The sequence below is a fragment of the Martinezella tropici genome (assembly GCF_003287875.1).
Lineage (GTDB): Bacteria > Pseudomonadota > Alphaproteobacteria > Rhizobiales > Rhizobiaceae > Rhizobium > Rhizobium tropici_C.
Genome location: NZ_QMKK01000054.1, coordinates 361862 through 380013 on the forward strand (window position 1 = coordinate 361862; position 18152 = coordinate 380013).

20 protein-coding genes are annotated in these 18152 nt (G+C 60.0%); 13 read left to right on the plus strand and 7 right to left on the minus strand.

The window, feature by feature from the left end; genetic code table 11:
• Positions 1 to 7: 7 nt before the first annotated feature.
• The 7 genes from DQ393_RS26955 to DQ393_RS26985 all read left to right on the plus strand — a co-directional run bounded on the left by DQ393_RS26955 (position 8) and on the right by DQ393_RS26985 (position 5332).
• Positions 8 to 664 carry a class II aldolase/adducin family protein gene (locus DQ393_RS26955; RefSeq protein WP_112345187.1) on the plus strand — a complete coding sequence of 219 codons (657 nt, stop codon included), beginning with the start codon at positions 8 to 10 and terminating at the stop codon, positions 662 to 664.
• Between the two features lie 83 nt (positions 665 to 747).
• Positions 748 to 1023 carry a type II toxin-antitoxin system ParD family antitoxin gene (locus tag DQ393_RS26960; protein WP_112344752.1) on the plus strand — a complete coding sequence of 92 codons (276 nt, stop codon included), beginning with the start codon at positions 748 to 750 and terminating at the stop codon, positions 1021 to 1023.
• Positions 1010 to 1354, plus strand: coding sequence for a type II toxin-antitoxin system RelE/ParE family toxin (locus DQ393_RS26965; RefSeq protein WP_112344753.1), 345 nt, complete (start codon positions 1010 to 1012; stop codon positions 1352 to 1354). The genes DQ393_RS26960 and DQ393_RS26965 overlap by 14 nt, the downstream gene beginning before the upstream one ends.
• 129 nt (positions 1355 to 1483) lie before the next feature.
• Positions 1484 to 2158, plus strand: coding sequence for a response regulator transcription factor (locus DQ393_RS26970; protein ID WP_112344754.1), 675 nt, complete (start codon positions 1484 to 1486; stop codon positions 2156 to 2158).
• Positions 2155 to 3606 (plus strand): sensor histidine kinase, encoded by a 1452-nt coding sequence (locus tag DQ393_RS26975; protein WP_112344755.1) that lies wholly within the window; start codon positions 2155 to 2157, stop codon positions 3604 to 3606. Before DQ393_RS26970 ends, DQ393_RS26975 begins: the two co-directional genes overlap by 4 nt.
• Positions 3607 to 3814: 208 nt before the next feature.
• On the plus strand, positions 3815 to 4405 hold the full coding sequence (locus tag DQ393_RS26980) for an ankyrin repeat domain-containing protein (protein WP_210209438.1): 591 nt from the start codon (positions 3815 to 3817) through the stop codon (positions 4403 to 4405).
• Between the two features lie 90 nt (positions 4406 to 4495).
• Positions 4496 to 5332 carry a bifunctional allantoicase/(S)-ureidoglycine aminohydrolase gene (locus tag DQ393_RS26985; protein WP_112344757.1) on the plus strand — a complete coding sequence of 279 codons (837 nt, stop codon included), beginning with the start codon at positions 4496 to 4498 and terminating at the stop codon, positions 5330 to 5332.
• Positions 5333 to 5565: 233 nt separating this feature from the next.
• Here DQ393_RS26985 and DQ393_RS26990 read toward each other — a convergent pair whose 3' ends face one another.
• Positions 5566 to 6192 (minus strand): LysE family translocator, encoded by a 627-nt coding sequence (locus tag DQ393_RS26990; protein ID WP_169643247.1) that lies wholly within the window; start codon positions 6190 to 6192, stop codon positions 5566 to 5568.
• Positions 6193 to 6485: 293 nt separating this feature from the next.
• Here DQ393_RS26990 and greA point away from each other — a divergent pair, with 293 nt between their 5' ends.
• Positions 6486 to 6968: a transcription elongation factor GreA gene (greA, locus tag DQ393_RS26995; protein WP_112344758.1), complete on the plus strand. Its 483-nt coding sequence runs from the start codon at positions 6486 to 6488 to the stop codon at positions 6966 to 6968.
• Positions 6969 to 7023: 55 nt separating this feature from the next.
• On the opposite strand, the gene DQ393_RS27000 is transcribed toward greA, so the two are convergent.
• Complete coding sequence (locus tag DQ393_RS27000) at positions 7024 to 8043, minus strand: LacI family DNA-binding transcriptional regulator (RefSeq protein ID WP_112344759.1); 1020 nt, start codon at positions 8041 to 8043, stop codon at positions 7024 to 7026.
• Between the two features lie 105 nt (positions 8044 to 8148).
• Between DQ393_RS27000 and DQ393_RS27005 the strand changes: the two genes are divergently transcribed.
• Entirely contained in the window at positions 8149 to 9342 is a 1194-nt protein-coding gene (locus DQ393_RS27005) for a phytanoyl-CoA dioxygenase family protein (RefSeq protein ID WP_112344760.1), read from the plus strand.
• A gap of 7 nt (positions 9343 to 9349) precedes the next feature.
• A complete protein-coding gene (locus DQ393_RS27010; protein WP_112344761.1) occupies positions 9350 to 10159 on the plus strand; it encodes an SDR family oxidoreductase in 810 nt (269 codons plus the stop codon).
• A gap of 103 nt (positions 10160 to 10262) precedes the next feature.
• Here the strand turns inward: DQ393_RS27010 and DQ393_RS27015 are convergent, their stop codons facing one another.
• The 3 genes from DQ393_RS27015 to DQ393_RS27025 form a co-directional block, all read right to left on the minus strand.
• Positions 10263 to 11417 (minus strand): alpha-D-ribose 1-methylphosphonate 5-triphosphate diphosphatase, encoded by a 1155-nt coding sequence (locus DQ393_RS27015; RefSeq protein WP_112344762.1) that lies wholly within the window; start codon positions 11415 to 11417, stop codon positions 10263 to 10265.
• The gene (locus DQ393_RS27020; RefSeq protein WP_245430487.1) at positions 11404 to 11739 is read right to left on the minus strand and encodes an ATP-binding cassette domain-containing protein; all 336 of its coding nucleotides are present in this window, start codon (positions 11737 to 11739) and stop codon (positions 11404 to 11406) included. The genes DQ393_RS27015 and DQ393_RS27020 overlap by 14 nt, the downstream gene beginning before the upstream one ends.
• Before the next feature lie 194 nt (positions 11740 to 11933).
• Positions 11934 to 12734 (minus strand): PfkB family carbohydrate kinase, encoded by an 801-nt coding sequence (locus tag DQ393_RS27025; RefSeq protein WP_169643246.1) that lies wholly within the window; start codon positions 12732 to 12734, stop codon positions 11934 to 11936.
• Between the two features lie 342 nt (positions 12735 to 13076).
• Here DQ393_RS27025 and phnF point away from each other — a divergent pair, with 342 nt between their 5' ends.
• The 3 genes from phnF (at position 13077) to DQ393_RS27040 (ending at position 16051) form a co-directional block, all read left to right on the plus strand.
• Positions 13077 to 13835 carry a phosphonate metabolism transcriptional regulator PhnF gene (gene phnF / locus DQ393_RS27030; protein WP_112344763.1) on the plus strand — a complete coding sequence of 253 codons (759 nt, stop codon included), beginning with the start codon at positions 13077 to 13079 and terminating at the stop codon, positions 13833 to 13835.
• Between the two features lie 102 nt (positions 13836 to 13937).
• The gene (locus DQ393_RS27035; protein WP_112344764.1) at positions 13938 to 14750 is read left to right on the plus strand and encodes a class I SAM-dependent methyltransferase; all 813 of its coding nucleotides are present in this window, start codon (positions 13938 to 13940) and stop codon (positions 14748 to 14750) included.
• 137 nt (positions 14751 to 14887) lie between these two features.
• Positions 14888 to 16051 (plus strand): acyltransferase family protein, encoded by a 1164-nt coding sequence (locus tag DQ393_RS27040; protein ID WP_245430468.1) that lies wholly within the window; start codon positions 14888 to 14890, stop codon positions 16049 to 16051.
• Between the two features lie 92 nt (positions 16052 to 16143).
• On the opposite strand, the gene DQ393_RS27045 is transcribed toward DQ393_RS27040, so the two are convergent.
• Positions 16144 to 17070, minus strand: a complete 927-nt coding sequence (locus DQ393_RS27045; protein WP_112344765.1) for a cation diffusion facilitator family transporter — start codon at positions 17068 to 17070, stop codon at positions 16144 to 16146.
• A 143-nt stretch (positions 17071 to 17213) separates the two neighbouring features.
• Positions 17214 to 18095: a helix-turn-helix domain-containing protein gene (locus DQ393_RS27050; protein WP_245430469.1), complete on the minus strand. Its 882-nt coding sequence runs from the start codon at positions 18093 to 18095 to the stop codon at positions 17214 to 17216.
• Positions 18096 to 18152: the final 57 nt, after the last annotated feature.

Consider the following 18152-nt stretch of genomic DNA (forward strand, 5'->3'; position numbering starts at 1 on the left):
CGAGGAAATGGTAGCGATCTGCCGCCGGATGAACGCGTCCGGCATCAACCAGGGAACGGCGGGCAACATGTCCGTGCGCAATCCCAAGGGTTTCCTGATCACGCCAACATCTCTCCCCTACGACGTGATGCAGCCGAAGGACCTGGTGCAGATGTATTTTGACGGCAGCTACGAGGGCGAACGCCGGCCGTCGTCGGAATGGCGCTTTCATCGCGATATCCTTGCCTCCCGCCAGGATATCGAATGCGTTCTCCACTGCCACTCGGTCTATGCGACCACGCTCGCCGTGCACCACAAGACCATCCCCAGCTTCCACTACATGACCGGTGTCGCCGGAGGTACGACGATCCGCTGCGCGCGCTATGCTACCTTCGGCACCCAGGCGCTTTCGGATGCGGCCATCGAGGCGCTGCAGGACAGGCTCGCCTGCCTGCTCGGTCAGCATGGCCAGATCTCGCTCGGCACGACGCCGGCGGCAGCGCTTGCCCTTGCTATCGAGGTCGAAACCCTGTCGCGCCTTTATGTTCAGGCATTGACGCTCGGCGAGCCTCCCATTCTCGATGACGAGGAGATGGCGCGCGTCATCCAGCAGATGAAGAATATGAGCTATGGGATGGCGCCGGATCTGGGCGGCGTCAACGATACGGCCAAACGCCGGCAATAGGGCCAACGCTCCAGATCTTCCAGACACGACGCCTTGATATATATGCGACTGGGTCGCACTTTAACGCTTGAAGGAGATAGCCAGTGAGCGTCAAGTCGTCGATATCGTTGACCGAGCAGCAAGATGCGTTTGCCCGCTCGCTCGTCGAAACGGGTCGCTATTCCAGCTTGAGCTCTGTCCTCCAGCAGGGTCTGGAACTGCTTCGGCAGAAAACCGAGGCGGAGGCGGCAGAGACGGAGGCGCTCCGCATGCTCATCCGGCGCAGGGTCGACGAGCCGAAAATCTCGGCAATGGACATGGAAGAGCGGATCGCAAGCATGATCGAGCGGAAACGGCACGCTCTTCGTGTGGAATCTTGAATATTCAAAAGACGCGGACCGCGACTTCGAGCTGATCTTCGATCATCTGTTCGTGGCCTATATCGACTTGGGGGACACGCCCGAGGAAGCTCTCGAGCGCGCCGCCGAGCGTATCCATGCGCTTCGTCTGGCGATCGATCGGCTGGTCGAGACGCCGCACATCGGAACGTTGCGATCGGATATCCATCCCGGCATTCGCTTCCTGCGGCGTGGCGGGGCTGCAGTCTGGTTTCTGCCGATCGAGGAACGTCGGACGATTGTTGCCGCCGCGATTTTCTTTGGCGGCAAGGGTCACATCAGGCGGATGCTGGCGCGTTTGCTGGAAAATTAGCGACCGGTTCAGCCGGCAAGAGTCAACGCAACGCAGTATCCCTTCGCAAATCTGCGTGTAATGTAGCTGCAATCTTTGGCTGTCAGTGGGGCAAAGGACGGCAAACGCCATTCTTTGGGGGAAACATCGTTGCGAATCTTGCTTCTTGAGGATGAGCCCGAGATGGCTCTCGCGCTTCTCGAGGCGCTGAGACGCCGCGACGTGCTTGCCGATCATGTCCGGACGATTGCGGATGCCGAGGCGATGGCCCGTCTCGGGACCTATGATGTCCTGGTCCTGGATCGTCGCCTGCCGGATGGTGAGGGTCTCGATCTTGTTGCCGCGCTTCGTCAGCGCAGGCATCCCGTGCCGATCCTCGTTCTGACCGCTCTCGGCACCGTCGATCATCGTGTGAACGGACTTGACAGCGGAGCCGACGATTATCTTGCCAAGCCTTTCGCCATCGAGGAGTTGCTTGCCCGGCTGCGAGCTCTCCAGAGACGCGGCCCGGCACTTTCCGACAGATATCTGAGCTTCGGCAATCTCAGCGTCGATCCGCGAAGCAGCGAAATCTCCATTGCAGGATCGCTTGTCGAGTTCCCACGGCGCGAATATCTGGTGCTGGAGGCGCTGATGCGCCGTCCGAACCGCATCGTCACGAGGCCGAACCTTGTCGAGGCGGTTTATGCATTGGAGGACGAAATCGAATCGAATGCCCTGGATGCGCACATCTCGCGAATCCGAAAGAAGCTACTGCTGGCCGAAGCCACGGTCGAGATAAGAGCCGTTCGAAACATTGGCTATCTCATCCGGACCAAGGCATGAAGTCGGAGCGCAGCCGGTCGTTGCGATGGGGCCTGATAAAGCGCCTCATCGTCCTGCAGGCCTTTATTCTCGTTCTCTTTTCCGTTCTTCTCGTCGGCTGGATCTGGATCATCAATCCAGAGCTAGAGGATGCCAATGAAGAGGCCGTCCGCGTCGTCGCGCAACAGCTTTCAAAGGACGATGACGGGCAGCTGCAGGTGGCCGAAACACGCGAGGTCGTCGAGCTGAAGCAGCGCTACCCGGAACTCTGGTTCACTGTTCGGGACGAGAAGGGACTTCTTCTTCAATATGGGGAGATACCGGCAGCCGCCCTCAAGGAAAGCTTTCCCTGGACAATCGACCGGGCGAGGGTGGAAGCGGGCAACGGCGTGCATGCGACAGTCGAAAACCAGGAGACTTCGGTCGGCAGGCTGCAGATCATGGCTGCCACCGAACGGGGCTTTGATAATGACGGCCTGAACGTGTGGATCAATATGCGTGTCGAGGTCGCCGAGGGTCCCCATGGTGAAATTCACTGGTTCAGTGTCTTGCCGGCGGTGGCAGTCCTCATCATCGTCGGTGTATTTCCCATACTGGTGCTCACGGGTATCGCAACGCTGCTCGTCACGCCGCGTGCCGTCGGGCGGTCGCTGAGCGGCCTCGTGGAAACGGCAACACAGGCGCAGGCCATCGATTTCGATACCCGCCCAGCCCAGCTTGAGCGTTCGAAGGTGCCGACCGAGATCATCCCGCTGGTGGACGCGTTCAACCATGCACTTTCCAAGCTGGATGAAGGGTATAAAAGGCATCATCGTTTCCTCGCCGACGCAGCGCACGAGCTGAGAACGCCGATTGCGATTGCGCGAACCCGGGCCGATCTTCTCCCCGAGGCCGAGGTGAGCCACCAGCTTCGGGAAGATATCGACCGCCTCTCCCGCGTGGCGCATCAACTTCTGGAAATGCAGGCCATCGGCGCGGTCGAGCTGCGCGCGGAGAGGAAAGATCTGAATGCCGTGGTCGAAAACATCGCCACCGACCTTGCGCCGATCGCGATGGATGCCGGCTACGATTTCGACTTTGAGCCGAGCCCCGAGGAAGCTGTATTTGTGATCCAGACCTCGACGATCGAGATGGCGGTCGTCAACCTGATCCGAAATGCGATCGATCATGCGGGCGGCAAGGGGTCGATCGTCGTTCGGGTCGGTGCTGCCGGCACGATCGATGTCTGCGATGAAGGTCCAGGCATACCGCAGGCGGAACGCGATCGCGTCTTTGAACCGTTTCGCCGCATCAATGCCAGCTCCTCCGGAGCAGGCCTGGGGTTGAACCTGGTCAAGAAGGCGGCCGAGATTCACGGCGGACGCGTTTTATTCCTCGACACCGGCCAAGGCTTCTGCGTGCGGCTTGAGATCGGCTCCATCCCTCCCACGGTCGTGGTGGCGGACAAGGGCTGGCGCGGAAAACGGTGAGGCTATGGCAAGGCCATAGCAACGGAAAATCCTGAAAGTGTTTTCATTTTCTCAGTGGTCCCGGCTTTGATATTCGATTTTCCGAAGCGGAGTTCCCTGCTAGATTCAGACAGAACCACCAACGGGATGAGGCATGTTGAAATTTTTGCTGTCGGCCTGGCTTTTCCTGATGGCTGTCTGCAATCCTTTCCTTGCCTTCGGCGATACAATGGATCTTCGACTACATAAGGCGGCCGCGGCGGGCGATGTCGCCGCTATCCGGGAACTGCTCGTCAGCGGTGCTGCCATCGAGGCGCGGGACGCAAGCGGCGCGACGGCGCTGCTTGTCGCGACACATGGCAACCAGGTGGAGGCCGCACGGGCGCTGATCGAGGCCGGCGCCGACGTCAATGCCAAGGACGAGATTGAGGACCGTCCCTATCTCTATGCCGGCGCCCGCGGCCATCTCGACATTCTAAAGCTCACCCTTGCCCATGGTGCGGATCTCAAGAGCATCAATCGCTATGGCGGCACGGCGCTCATTCCCGCGTCCGAGCGCGGCCATATCGAGACGGTCGATACCTTGATCAAGGCCGGGGTCGATGTCGATCACGTCAATCGGCTCGGTTGGACGGCCCTGCTGGAGGCGATCATCCTCAGTGACGGCGGTGCATCTCACGTTCGGATCGTCGAACTGCTGATCGGTGCCGGCGCAAACGTCGATCTCGCGGACAATGATGGCGTGACGCCGCTCCAGCATGCCCGCAACCGCGGCTACGGCAAGATCGTGAAACTGCTTGAGAAGGCGGGGGCCACGTGACGTTGCATTTCCGGCTGTAGCGCAATCCGCTATATGGCGAAGGCGCATGCCGCAGCCTCCGCGAAACCATGAGAATGAAGGGTCCAGACGATGCAAAGAAACTACTATTCCTCCCTCGGCGGCCATCCGCCGCAGAGCGATCTCCTGACGGGGAGGGCGGTATTCACGGAGGCCTATGCCGTCATCCCCAAGGGGGTAATGCAGGACATCGTCACCAGCTATCTGCCCTTCTGGAACGACACCCGCTGCTGGGTGATCGCCCGGCCGCTCTCGGGTTTCGCCGAGACCTTTTCGCAATATGTCATGGAGGTGGCGCCGGGTGGCGGCAGCGACCGGCCGGAACAGGATGCAGAGGCCGAAGGCGTGCTTTTCGTCGTCGATGGCGAGATCGAACTGACCCTGCCTTCCGGCAAGCATGTCCTCCAGCCGGGCGGCTACGCCTTCCTGCCTCCGGGCCTGACGTGGTCGCTGCACAACCGTGCAGGCGCGCATGCCCGCTTCCATTGGATTCGCAAGGCCTATGAGGCCGTCGAGGGATTGGATTACCCGCAGCCGCTTATCCTCAACGAGAAGGACATCACGCCGTCGGCCATGCCGGGCACCGAGGGAGGTTGGGCGACCACCCGCTTCGTCGATCCCTCCGACCTGCGTCACGACATGCATGTGACGATCGTCACCCTGCAGCCCGGCGCCGTCATTCCCTTTGCGGAAACCCATGTCATGGAGCATGGTCTCTATGTGCTGGAGGGCAAGGCCGTCTATCGCCTGAACCAGGATTGGGTCGAGGTGGAGGCTGGCGACTTCATGTGGCTGCGTGCCTTCTGCCCGCAGGCCTGCTATGCTGGCGGTCCCGGCCCCTTCCGCTACCTGCTCTATAAGGATGTCAACCGCCACATGGCGCTTCGTCCCTTCGGCTCGCGCCGTTAAGCCCGAGCGTATCGGGAACCCCGGCGCCTTGGGCGCCGGGCTTTGCCCGCTCGGCGGCTATTGCCCGCGTGCTGCCTCGCTCGACGCGAATATTATCGGCTGTCAGTTTTGTCACCCGGTTTTGGCATGTCATAGCCCGCGGGCAGCTCTACGAAGAATATGCGCATGCCGGCGAGCTGGAACGTATTGGACGCTGTTTTTACGGACGCTTCTACAGTTTTCACGAGATCGCATCACTGCTGCTGCAGGGCAAGCCTCACGCCGAGGGCCATATAGATCGTGCCGATGACCTTTCCCTGCCAGCGTCCGATGGTGCGGTTGCGGCGCAGCCAGCCGCCGATCGATCCGGCGCCGATCGCCAGAAGCGACGTGACGGCGATGCTGAGGGCGACGAAGATGGCGCCGAGCAGCGCGAATTGGACGATGACGGAGCCGCTTTCGGGATGGATGAACTGCGGCAGGAACGCCAGAAAGAAAAGAGCGGTCTTCGGGTTGAGGATCTCGGTGAAGAAACCTTGCCGGAACGCGCGCATGGGGGTGATAGCCTGCGCTGTCGGTACGTCGATGCTGCCGCTCTTTTCGATAAAGGCCTTGAAGCCTAGATAGATCAGGTAGATGACGCCGGCATATTTGACGATCTCGAAGGCCAGCGCGGATGTGGCGAGCAGCGCCGACAACCCGAAGGTTGCCATCATCGTATGGAAGAGATCGCCGACGGCAATGCCGAGGCCGGTTGCCAGCCCGGCACGTTTGCCGCCGCTGACGGCTCTGGCAAGGGTGAGCAGCGTCGCAGGTCCGGGAATGACCATCAGGCCGAGTACCACCAATATATATGTCGTCAAAACACCAAGGCTGATCATCGATCTCTCTCAAGCTGACATTTGCGGGTCGAAGCCGCGAAAACGGTGATCTGCATCCGTCACTATTGTCTGGTCGAACACTAGTCGATCCGCGGATTGTTTCAATAGTATCGCCGCACCCGAGATCGGTGGAGACCTATCTATCGGCAATTGCATTTCTCCGAGGCTGCTGTCTGATCTATGGTATAAGGCTGATTTTCCAATCGTCTTCCTCCAAGCCGAGCCGTGCAAGGGCCGGCGGGAGACTGCCGGAGATATCGTAAGAGTACAAAGCGTCGAAATGGAGCTTAGAATTGAGCACAGCGTTCATGAAGGAAGAAAGCGCCGAAGCGGCAGCGGAAACCGTGCTGCCCGACCGGCCCATTTCACCGCATCCGAACCTTGTTACGGAAGCGGGATTGAAAGCACTGGAACTGCAGCTTCAGGACGCGCGAAAAGCGTATGACACGGCAAATGCCATTGAAGACATCAATGAGCGCCGGCGGCAGACTGCCATCCCATTGCGCGATGCGCGCTATTTCGCGGAAAGGGTTCGCACGGCCGAGGTCGTCACGGCTCCCGGCTCGTCTGACGTTGTCGCCTTCGGAAGTACGGTGACTTACAGCCGGGAAGATGGCCGCGTGCAGAAATATCGTATCGTCGGAGAGGATGAAGCCGATCCCAGGGCTGGATCGATTTCATATGTTTCACCCGTTGCAAGGTTGCTGATGGGAAAGAAGGTTGGCGATATCGTCAGCCTTGGCAAGGAAGAGCTGGAGATCATCGCGATCGAATAGCCTCCATTTCGTTCCGGATATTGCCGCCGCCAAAGCTGAAAAATCGCGACGTGTTTCAGCGCGCGGGCTCGAAGGGCGTGGCGATCGCGACCCGTGACGGCGCCACCTGAAAATCGGCCGGCAACATGCGGTGATAGGCGAGCATGAACTGGCAGGCGCTGCGGGCGTCATGACGCAGATCGTGATGGATGACGAAGCTGATCTCGCCGGCCGCAAGCAGCCCGATATTATCCCGATCGAGATCGTGGGCGGCAAAGACCGTGCATTCACGCCGGGCTTCGGCAAAGGCTTTCAAGATGGCGCGATTGCCGCCGCCGGCCGAGTAGACTGCACGAATATCCGGGTCTCGTTCCAGCGCGTCGCGGACAAGCAGTTCCGTTGCACGATCGACACCGAATCCTTCTGAAATCCGCACGACCGAAAGGTGCGGAAAGCGCGCCGCCAGTACATCGCGAAATCCCTGTTCGCGCTCGTCCTCGCCGGCAAAGAGCCTGCTTGATAGCGTCACCAACACCTTGCCCGCCCGTTCTCCAGCCATGCGGCCGAGAAGATAGGCGGCGGTCGCCCCCGCCACGCGGTTGTCCATTCCGACATAACCGATGCGGGCATTTTCGGGCAGATCGGTCACGAGCGTAACCACTGGGATCTTTGCCGCGATGAGCTGGCCGGCAAGATCGGCAATGGCAGGTGTGGAGGCTGCCTTCAGGACGACACCGTGGCTGCCGCGCCGGCGTATGGCGCGCAGGATCGAAAGAAGCTCGTGCTCGCTCATCGTTTCGGCCACATGAAACCGCGCGGAAAAGGAAGCGGGCCGCATGCCGGGCAATTCCGCTTCGAAGGCTCCACGGACGGCGGATGAGAAGCGTTGCGGCGTATGCATGACGACATCGATGACAAGGCGCCGGCCGGCCAAGCCCGATTGCACATATTGCCGCTCCAGCTCGGCAATTGCCGCTGCGACGCGTGCACGGGTAACGGTGCGCACGCCATCGCGTTCATGCATCACGCGGTCGACTGTCGCGAGGCTGAGACCGGCCTGCAGCGCGATGTCTTTCAATGGGAAAGGCGGCTTCAAGGCGGCTCTTCTGAGGTGTTTTTGAGGTGTCCTATCTTTTTCATAGGCCGGCCCGAGGCTAGAATCAATCCCATAAGTCCAACGTCACTTTGGGAGGAGATCACCATGGACGCTCAGACGCTCGCCAGCCGGCGCCGTCAAAAGGTTTGGCTGTCGGCCGATTGCGGCAATTTCGATACTTTCAAAGGCCTAGTGGAAAAGACTGCCAATCCGGCGGACTGGCCTTTGGCCGCGGGAATCGAGAAAAACATCCTGATCTATGATGGCGACAAGGTTCGCAGCGCTGCCGAGGATGAAGACGAACGCCGCACCCTGATGGCCGAGTGGGTCGAGGCCTTCACCTCAGGCCCAGGCATCGTCGTGATCAAGAACGCCATGCCGGATGCGGGAGTTGTCGATCGCGCGACTGCCGTATTCGAAGCCATCGTTCGCGAGGAAAAAGAGAAGGGCAGGGGCGCCGGCGATCATTTTGCCAAACCCGGCGCCAATGATCGTATCTGGAATGCACTGGAGAAACATTGCCTGGCGGACCCGGAGAATTTTGCCCGCTACTATGCGTCGGCTGCCGTCGCCATGGTGTCGGAAGCCTGGCTCGGCGTCGGCTATCAGATGACGGCGCAGATGAACCGGGTCAATCCGGGCGGCACCGCGCAGAAGCCGCATCGCGACTATCATCTCGGCTTCATGTCGCCGCAGCAGATGCAGGCCTATCCCGGCCATATCCATGCCGTCTCGCCGCTGCTGACGCTGCAAGGCGCGATCGCGCATTGCGACATGCCGCTTGAAAGCGGGCCGACGCTGTTCCTGCCCTATTCGCAGACCTTCTTCGAAGGCTATATCGCCCTCGGCCGACCCGAGTTCCAAGCCTATTTCGCCGAGCATCACGTCCAATTGCCGCTGAAGAAGGGCGATGCCGTCTTCTTCAATCCGGCCGTCATGCATGGGGCCGGTAACAATGTCTCGAAAGACATCTATCGTATGGCCAATCTCCTGCAGATCTCCTCGGCCTTCGGACGAGCGATGGAGAGCGTCAACCGCAGCCGCATGTCGGTGACGGTCTATCCCGCACTTCTTGCCGCGCTCAACGCCGGCACGCTGAGCCGCACAGAAGCTGCGAACGTGATCGCGTCAACGGCCGAGGGCTATGCCTTCCCGACCAATCTCGACAGCGATCCGCCCGTTGGCGGTTTGGCGCCGAAAACGCAAGCGACCATCATGGCCGAGGCGATCGATGCCGGAATGGATTCCCGGCAGTTTGCCGAATTGATCGCTGCCCATGCAGTACGCAGGGAGGCTTGAGGATCCGATGAGCCGACTGGATGGAAAATTCGCCGTCGTGACCGGCGGCACGCAAGGCCTGGGCGCGGAAGTTGCGCGCCTCTTTGCCGAACGGGGCGCCGCCGGCCTGACGATCTGCGGCCGCAGCACCGCCAAGGGCGAGGCCAAGGCGCGTGAGATAAGTGACCGCTATAAAATACCGGTCGCTTTCGTTGCCGCCGATCTGGGTCAAGTCGAAGATTGCCGTAAAGTCATCGCGACGGCGGTCGAAAAATTCGGCCGCACCGATGCCCTCGTCAATGTCGCCGCCATCACGGACCGCGGCACCATTCTCGATACCGATCCAGGCCTGTTCGACCGGATGTTCGCGGTCAATGTGCGCGCACCCTTCTTCCTGATGCAGGACGCGATCAAGAATATGATCGCCAATGGCATCGAAGGCACGATCGTCAACATCTCCTCGATGTCGTCGATGGCCGGCCAGCCTTTCATCAGCGCCTATTGCTCCTCCAAGGGCGCGCTCGATACGCTGACGCGGAATACGGCCTTCGCGCTGCTCAGAAACCGCATCAGGGTCAATGCCCTCAACATCGGCTGGATGTCGAGCGATGGCGAGGATCGCATTCAACGCGAATATCACGGCGCCGCGGAGGATTGGCTGGCAAAAGCCGCCGCCGAGCAACCCTTCGGCCGGCTGGTCGATCCGGCCGAGGTCGCGCGCGCCGTCGCCTTCCTGTCATCGGAGGAATCCGGCCTGATGACCGGCGCCACGATCAATTTCGATCAGTCGATCTGGGGCGCCTATGAAGGCTCGCCGCATCCGCAGAAGGCGATGTAAGCCATGGAGATTGGCGGGAGCGGCGACCCTCTCGCTGGCGGCAAGGGCGGAACTCCCCTTCTCCCCTCGGGGAGAAGGTGGCCCGAAGGGTCGGATGAGGGGCTCAAAAGCTCTTGATGGAACCGTCAGACCAGACCATTTTGCCGCCGCGGATCGTGCCGCGCACCCGCGGTATTCGGCCGCGCTCGGCGATGACCAGATCGGCGCGTAATCCTTCGGCGATGCGACCGCGGTCGTGTAAGCCGAGCGCCTTTGCTGGGTTGGCGCTTGCGAGCGTAGCGGAGGCGGGAAGGCCGCCCTTGCCGATTTCCGCAAGCGCGATCACGGCCGGCAGAATGGCCGATGGGTGATAGTCGCTGGCAAGAATATCGAGCATGCCGGCTTCATGGGCTTCCCGCGCGGATAGATTGCCCGAATAGGAAAGTCCGCGCAGCGCATTCGGCGCGCCCATGGCCGTTGCCAGCCCGAGCTGCCTCGCCTCTCTTGCCGTTGCGATATTGATCGGAAATTCGCTGATCGCAGCGCCGAGGCTGTGCAGAAGCGCCACCTTTTCGACAGTATCGTCGTCATGGGATGCCAGCACGACGCCATGCTCGCGCGCCAATTCCGACAGGCCGTTGATGATGTCCGTGCCGTCGCCATGTTCGGAGCGGGCAGCCATGCGCTGCTTCACGAGCTCGGCCGCTTGGGCCTCGCTGATCTTCCTTGCCTTCGCCGTGTTGGCGATGTGCAGTTCGATATCGCGGTATTGCCCTTGTCCCGGCGTGTGGTCCATGAGCGAGATCAAGTGGAGCGCACCGGCGTCGATCAGCGTCTTTGCCTCCGTCAAGGCGGGCAGGAAGGTGACTTCGAAGCGGCCATGGATGCGATGATCGATCAAAAGCTCTTCCCGCATCGATACGAGGGTCTGGATCATTGCATGGGTGTGCTCGATGGAGCGGACATGGCCGTAAGTTGCGGGTGTGAAGGCGACGGCGGCATAGGCTGTCGTCACACCATTGGCGGCGAGCATTTTATCGAGATCGTAGACGCCGAGTTCGAGCGGCATGCGGACATTGACGCGCGGTTCCACGCATTTCTCGATCATGTCGCCATGCATGTCGACGAAACCGGGCAGGAGAAACCGGCCGCCGCCATCTATCTCCGCCCCTTGGACAGGCCGTTCGCTGATCTCGGCGATCAACCCATTCTCGATCCTGATAGCGCCGCGTTCGATCACGCGGTCCTGCAATATAATTTCGAAATTACTCAGCCACATCGTCTTGCTCGTCCTCGATCTTGATGGCTTCCAGATGCAATTTCCGGTCGATCAATGCCTTTACATCACTCGGATGGTGAAAGACACCGATCATTGCAATGCCGGACACTTTAAGTTGCGCCAATCTTTCGACCAGCGCCTTGCGGGCAGCACGATCGGGCGATGCGGTGGGCTCGCCGAGCAGCAGCAGGCGCTGCGGCAGGATGAGCGCGGGGGCCAGATTGACCTTCTGCTGCTCGCCACCCGAGAAGGTGGAGGGATAAGTCGACCAAAGCCGTTTCTTGACGCCGAAAGCGTCGAGCCAGTGCCGAGCCTGGGTCAGGGCTCAGCGCCTGCGCATGGCTATGGGATGCGCTGACCGGAGTGCCGGCCTTCTCCTCGGTCATCATCTTTTCCTCGGGCATTTGGCATTCGCGGGGCGAGTCTTTAAATATTCGAATGATGACTACATTCATTCGAATGAATTGTCCACGATGTTTTCAGATGTAGGAGCATTTTCTAAGGCGGCGCGAACTTTTAGTCATCGCGCCGGCGCAGCCATTCCGCCGTGATGCGGCTTGCCTCTCGTGCGGCTGCCGCTGGCGCCCGCCCTTCCAACAAGGCAAAGAGAAAAGATCCCGCGAACCGGTCGCCGGCGCCGATCGTGTTCGCCGTGTCGACACGCTCGGTGGGTTCAATCTCAACAGGCTTTAAGCCGTCAAACAGGGTGATCGGACGCGCGCCGTCGGTGAGCACGAGCATTTTCAGACGCGGACCGGCGATCTGGCCGGCGCGCTGCCAGGCAAGCATAAGATCATCCGGAACATCGTCACGCGAGGAGATGACATAATCGGCCGGGCGGGGTGTCGCCGGCCGCAGTGGAAATTGTGAGACTACAAGGGGCTGGGCGTCGATCTGTGCGACAAGGCTTTCGTCGAGGGCGATAGCGTTGATATAGATGCCGGCGCCTGACAGTGTCCCGGTGGCCGCGAGCGGCTGTGATCGCCCTGTCGGCGCGATGATCGTCCGCTCTCCACTCGGTTCGAGAAGAATTTCCAGCGGTGTGGTTTCGCCGGCCACCATCATTATGTGGCCGATATCGAAGCCGTGCGCTGCGAGCGACTTGAGCGCTGCTTGCCCTTGCTCATCCTGCATCAATCGCGAGACGATGGCGACATCGGCTCCCAATTCCAGCAATTGTCGGCCGGTATAGAAGGCGCCGCCGCCGAGACGGGTTATCTGGGATGAAAATTGTATGCGTCCTCCCCGAGCCAGCGGGGCATCCAGCTGCCATATGCGATCGTGATTTACCGATCCGATTACGATTATCCGGGGCATGCGTCTGCCTATCTGTCGTCAATGTCTGGTGCCAGCGCGTCTTCGATGAAACGCTGCGCCAGCAGGAAGATCAAGAGAACGGGTCGTGCCCGCGATGAGTTGCCGACGATTAAGCAGTGCCATTTATCCTCGATATCCGAATGACTAGAAAAACATTCGGATATTTACCTAATCGTGAGGAATGACGCACCTGTGAAAGGAGATATGGTTAAATGCCAAATATACTCGCTGAATCGGCCTCAGTAGTTGTTCGTAGGATTTCGGCTACTGGACGGAGATTGAAAACGATGTTGTAGCCGATATATATCATTCGAATGATATGATTGAATTCGGAAAGCAGGCATGGAGAAAAAGTCGCCGCACGGGCAATGGCAACAGGTCGAGAGCGATATTGCCGAGGATATTCTGACCGGACGCCTGTTACCCAAGGCGCAGCTTCCGACGGAATCAGACCTGATGGAACGTTTCGGCGTCGGCCGCCACAGCATAAGGCGCGCCATTTCCCGTCTCGAAAGCCGGGGGCTCGTGCTGGTCGAGCAGGGGCGCGGAACCTTTGTCAGGGATAGTCGCCTCGATTACCGCCTGTCGGAACGCACGCGCTTTTCCCAGAACCTGCTCGATCAGGGCAGGGAGCCGCTTGGACAGGCCATTCACGAAGAGGTGGTTCCTGCCTCCGAGATGATCGCGGAGGCCTTGCGGCTTCCCCGTGGCGAACCCGTCTACCATATCGTCCGGCGCTGCTTTGCCGACGAGGAGCCGATCAACTATTCGCATGCCTATTATCCGGTGCGTCGCTTTCCGGGCTTCGACGAGGCGCGCCGCAGCGGGCGAAGCGTGACCGTCATTCTGGCCGAATACGGCATTCCCGACTATATCCGCCTGCGCACCGACATCATCGTCCGTCTGCCGACGAGCGAGGAGGCCAAGCAGCTCTGCCAGCCCATGTCTCAGCCGGTGGCCGTGTCGAGAAAGGTGGACGTCGATCTCAAGGGCACGCCGATCTCCTATTCCGAGTCTGTATGGCCGGGTGAGCGCATCCAATTCTCGATCGATAATACCAGCCAGCTTCTGGACGTACTTGCGCGCGGCGATGCGGACTGAGTGGATCAGTTTCGCGCGGCTTGCACCCGTCCGACGCCGAATGACGCCCCCGCTGCGATATGCTAATATAATGGCCTGTGAGGTGCGCAGGGGATCATGGCAATGTTGGAGACGGACAAGGTATTTGCCGGCTCGATTCCGGAAAATTACGACCGCCATATGGTGCCGCTGATTTTCGAGCCTTACGCCGCGGATCTTGCACGACGGGCCGCGTCGCTGGCGCCGATCGCCGTCTTGGAAATTGCCGCGGGAACCGGTGCGGTCACCCGCGCATTGACGCCTAAACTATCCGACAGTGCAAGCTATGTCGTCACCGACCTCAATCAGCCGATGCTGGACTATGCCGCCTCGCGACAGGCTCCCGACAGCCGCATCACTTGGCGGCAGGCGGATGCCATGACGCTGCCGTTTGAAAATGCGGCCTTCGATCTCGTCCTTTGCCAATTCGGCGCGATGTTCTTTCCAGATCGTATCGCGGCTTATCGCGAAGCAAAGCGCGTTTTGAAGCCGGGAGGACATTTCCTCTTCAACGTCTGGGATCGCATCGAGGAGAATATCTTCGCCGATGATGTGACGAACGCGCTGGCCCGCATTTTCCCGAACGATCCGCCGCGCTTTCTGGCACGCACCCCGCATGGCTATCACGATGTGGACCGGATTCGCAGCGATCTCGAGAATGCCAGCTTCACCGATGTGGTGATCGAAACGAGAGCCGAACAGAGCCGTGCATCCTCACCGCGCCTTCCGGCCGTAGCCTATTGTCAGGGAACGCTTCTTCGCAACGAAATCGAGGCCAGAGAAGCGGGAAGCCTGGAGGCTGCAACCGCCTGCGCGGCATCTGCGATCGCCGACAGACATGGCAATGGCGAAGTTGCTGCGAAAATTCAGGCACATATCATCCTGGCCACCGCCTAATCCGTCTCGTGCTGCAAGCTTAACTGAAGAATAACTATGATTTAAAGCAAGTCTGCCGAATTTAGCGCGCGGCGACGAGTTGTTATATCCTCCGGGTCATAAATAGAGATCGAAGACGATATTTACTGAGATTTCTTGTGGGATTTTATAGGGAAATACTTGAGGGGCCGGCCGTCGGCAGTAATGCCGGCAAGTCATCGCGCCTGCTGTCGAATCTTCAGGTGTTGCGTGCGCTCGCCGCCTTGTCCGTCGTCGTTGCTCACGCCTTGCACGAGACCGAGATACTGGCCGGGGCGACAGGGCGGGCAGCGGTCGACGGCTCTGCATGGAATCTCGGTTTCGGGGTGGATATATTCTTCGTCCTCTCCGGCTTCATCATGACCCATACCGCTGCTTCGGAATTCGGCAAGAGCGGCGCTCCATTGCGTTTCTTCCTGCGGCGCTGCGCCCGCGTGATCCCGCTCTATTGGCTGCTGACGAGCCTTATGCTTATCGGCGCGCTCGTAGCACCCTCGCTGCTGGCTGTTCCTATCGGTTCCGTGTCTCATGTCCTGGCATCCTATGTCTTCATTCCGTCCGGGCGTGGTGCGGATGAGATCAGGCCGGTGCTCGCGCTCGCCTGGACGCTGAACTACGAGATGCTGTTCTATGTGTTCTTTGCGGCCGCACTCCTGCTGCCGATAAGGCTGGGTCTCGTCTGGCTGTCGGTGCTGATGTCAGGCATGGCGCTTATCGGAAGGCTCGTCGATCTCAGCCATGTCCAGATAGCCTTCTGGACGAGCCCGATCATTCTGGAGTTCCTCTTCGGTGTCTATGTCGCCCTGATCTTTCGCAGCGGCATCAGGATCGGCGGTGCAGCGGCGGTCGGGCTCATGGCCATCGGTCTTCTCGGCTTTGTACGCATCTCCACCCCTTGGGATGATGCGGCTTTGCCGCAATTCCTGCGAAGCGGCCTACCCGCGGCACTATTCGTTCTTGCAGCCGCAATCGGCCCCGTCCTGCCTCAGAGGAGTCTCGTTCTTTGGGGTGTCGCCCTAGGCGATGCCTCCTATAGCCTCTATCTTGCGCACCCCTTTATTCTGCGGCCAATGCGAGCCATCTGGGCAAAAGCGCTTGGCGGGGCTCTTCCTCTTGGTTTGTTCGTTGTCGCTGCGACGAGCGTCGCCGCCATGTCTGCACTGGCACTCTTCAGAGGCGTCGAAAAGCCGCTCACGAGCTACGTCCAGAGCTTGGTGCTGCGCGCAGCACCGCGAAAGCGCATATCGGCAACCCTTTCGGCAGCCGACACTGAAAGCCTCTAAACAAGCTAAAGCGATTCATAAATCGGATTCGAAATGCGACAACGGTTCGCCCGTCCCGCCGATCTATATTCTTGCGGCAGCTATCCTGCCGTTCAATCGGCCCATTCGGGATCGGTCGTAAAAGCGATCGTCAGCCAGCGGTCCGGGCCTTCGTCGCCGATCGCCTCGCCGATCTCGTCGCGGATATGGTCCCACTCCTCCAGCTTCTTCGCCGGTCCGTCCGGTGGCACGATGAAGTAGAGCTCGATCTGCTTGCCGCGGCCGACGCGGGCGACATAGGAGCGATAGGATTTAAAATTATAGCGTTGGACGATGTCGGTGGCGACGCGATCGACATGTTCCCGCAGATCGGAAGGCGTCACGAGCAGGATATCGGCAAAGGCCTGCTTGATCGTTCCGATCGGCATGGGGATGACGATGAGGCAGACGAGAGAGAGCGCAATGGGATCGACATAGGGTGACATCCATTCCAGGCTCGTCCCCTGAATGAAAAAGCCGAAGATGAAGGCGAGCAGCAGCGCCCCGCTGAGGCAGCCTGTCATTACCCAGGCCTTGGCATCGAGCGCAATGAAACTGGACCTCAGCGTTTCGTTCGCACGCCTGCCATAGGCGGCCATCAGGAAGGCGATGATCATGGTCAGCACCGCATAGATGATGGCATGATCGAAGGAGAGGTGCCGGCCGCCGGCCATGATGCTGCCGATCGCGTTGATCAGGGCATAGACCGCAGCCCCGGTCAGCAGGACGCCATTGAGTCCGAGCACCATGGGTTCGAGATGCCAGAAGCCCATGGTGAAATGCTTGGCGAACCTGCCGCCCGCCGCCGTGTTCGTTGCGGAGGACACGATCAGGTTGGAGACGATCAGTGCAACGATCGTCATGCTCGCATCCGTGAGTGCGTAGACGCCGTCGAAGACGATCGCATAGGAGCCGGAGAGAAGACCGAAGACAATGCCGGCGACCGCCAGAACGAACGTCACGATAATGGAGATGCGCAGGACGCTTTGTTCGGTTGTCACTTTCAATCTCCGGAGAGAGGCTGGTCAGCGGTTCAGATAAACTTGCATACACGCCAGACTTCTATCGTGTCATGTGGCCCGAGCCAATCCGAGCCATGATAGCGAGGGACTCTCCCTATATGGTGACAGAATGCGTTGTTCGATCAGGGCTCGCGCGGCCGAGCGCTCTGACCCTGCCGCCTGAATTCGCTCGGCGTGACGCCAACCAGTTTTTTGAAATCCCGGGCGAAGTGGAAGGGATCTGGATAGCCGCATTGGGCGGCGATCCTGCCGATCTGCTCGTCGGTTACGACAAGCAAACGCTTCGCGGCGTTCACGCGCTCGTGGCGGAGCCAATCGACAGGTGTTGTCCCCATTCTCTGACGGAAGCGGCGAAAAAGCTGCGCTTGGCTTAGATGGGCGGCGATGGCGAGTTCATCCACCGACCAGGGGCGGCTGAGGTCGGCGCGGACCAATTCCATGACCCGCTGCAATCGCTGGACGGCGCCGCTCAGCTCGCCATGTTCCGCGCGCGCGGAAACCAGAAGCGAGATCAATTGTGCGAGCAGGGCAAAACAGTGACTGTCGGAGAGGAAACTGCCAGTTTCCACGTTTCGGAGGATGCCTTCGAACAGCGCCTGCGGATCGCGTGGGTTAGAAATGGCGAAGACCGGATTGGCGATCACGCCGAGGCTGTCGAACAGTGTGTCGAGCCCGTGCCCTGCGAACCCCAGCCAGAGATAAGACCAGTGCGAATGATGCGGCTCGCAACGATGTGAATACAGCATCGAGGAATCCAGCCATGCGATCGTTCCTTCACAGAGAGCGCTTGAGAGACCGTTGACCTGCAGCAGGCCTTTTCCGCTGAGGGTCAGGATGAGAGTGTGCTGGTTGAAACGATGGGCGATCGGCATTTCCTCGGGCGTGCAGATGCGGCGCCCCGCGGCGAGAAGCGCATAGGGAAGGGCGCGGGACAGCCTGCCCGGCGTCTGAAAGAAGACGTCATCCAGAGGGTAAATATCATCTGGGATTGCTTCATCTGTCATGTCGTCAGGTCTTATCCGGAGATGAGAGTTTTATCCATATAGCTGCGGCTGGCATCC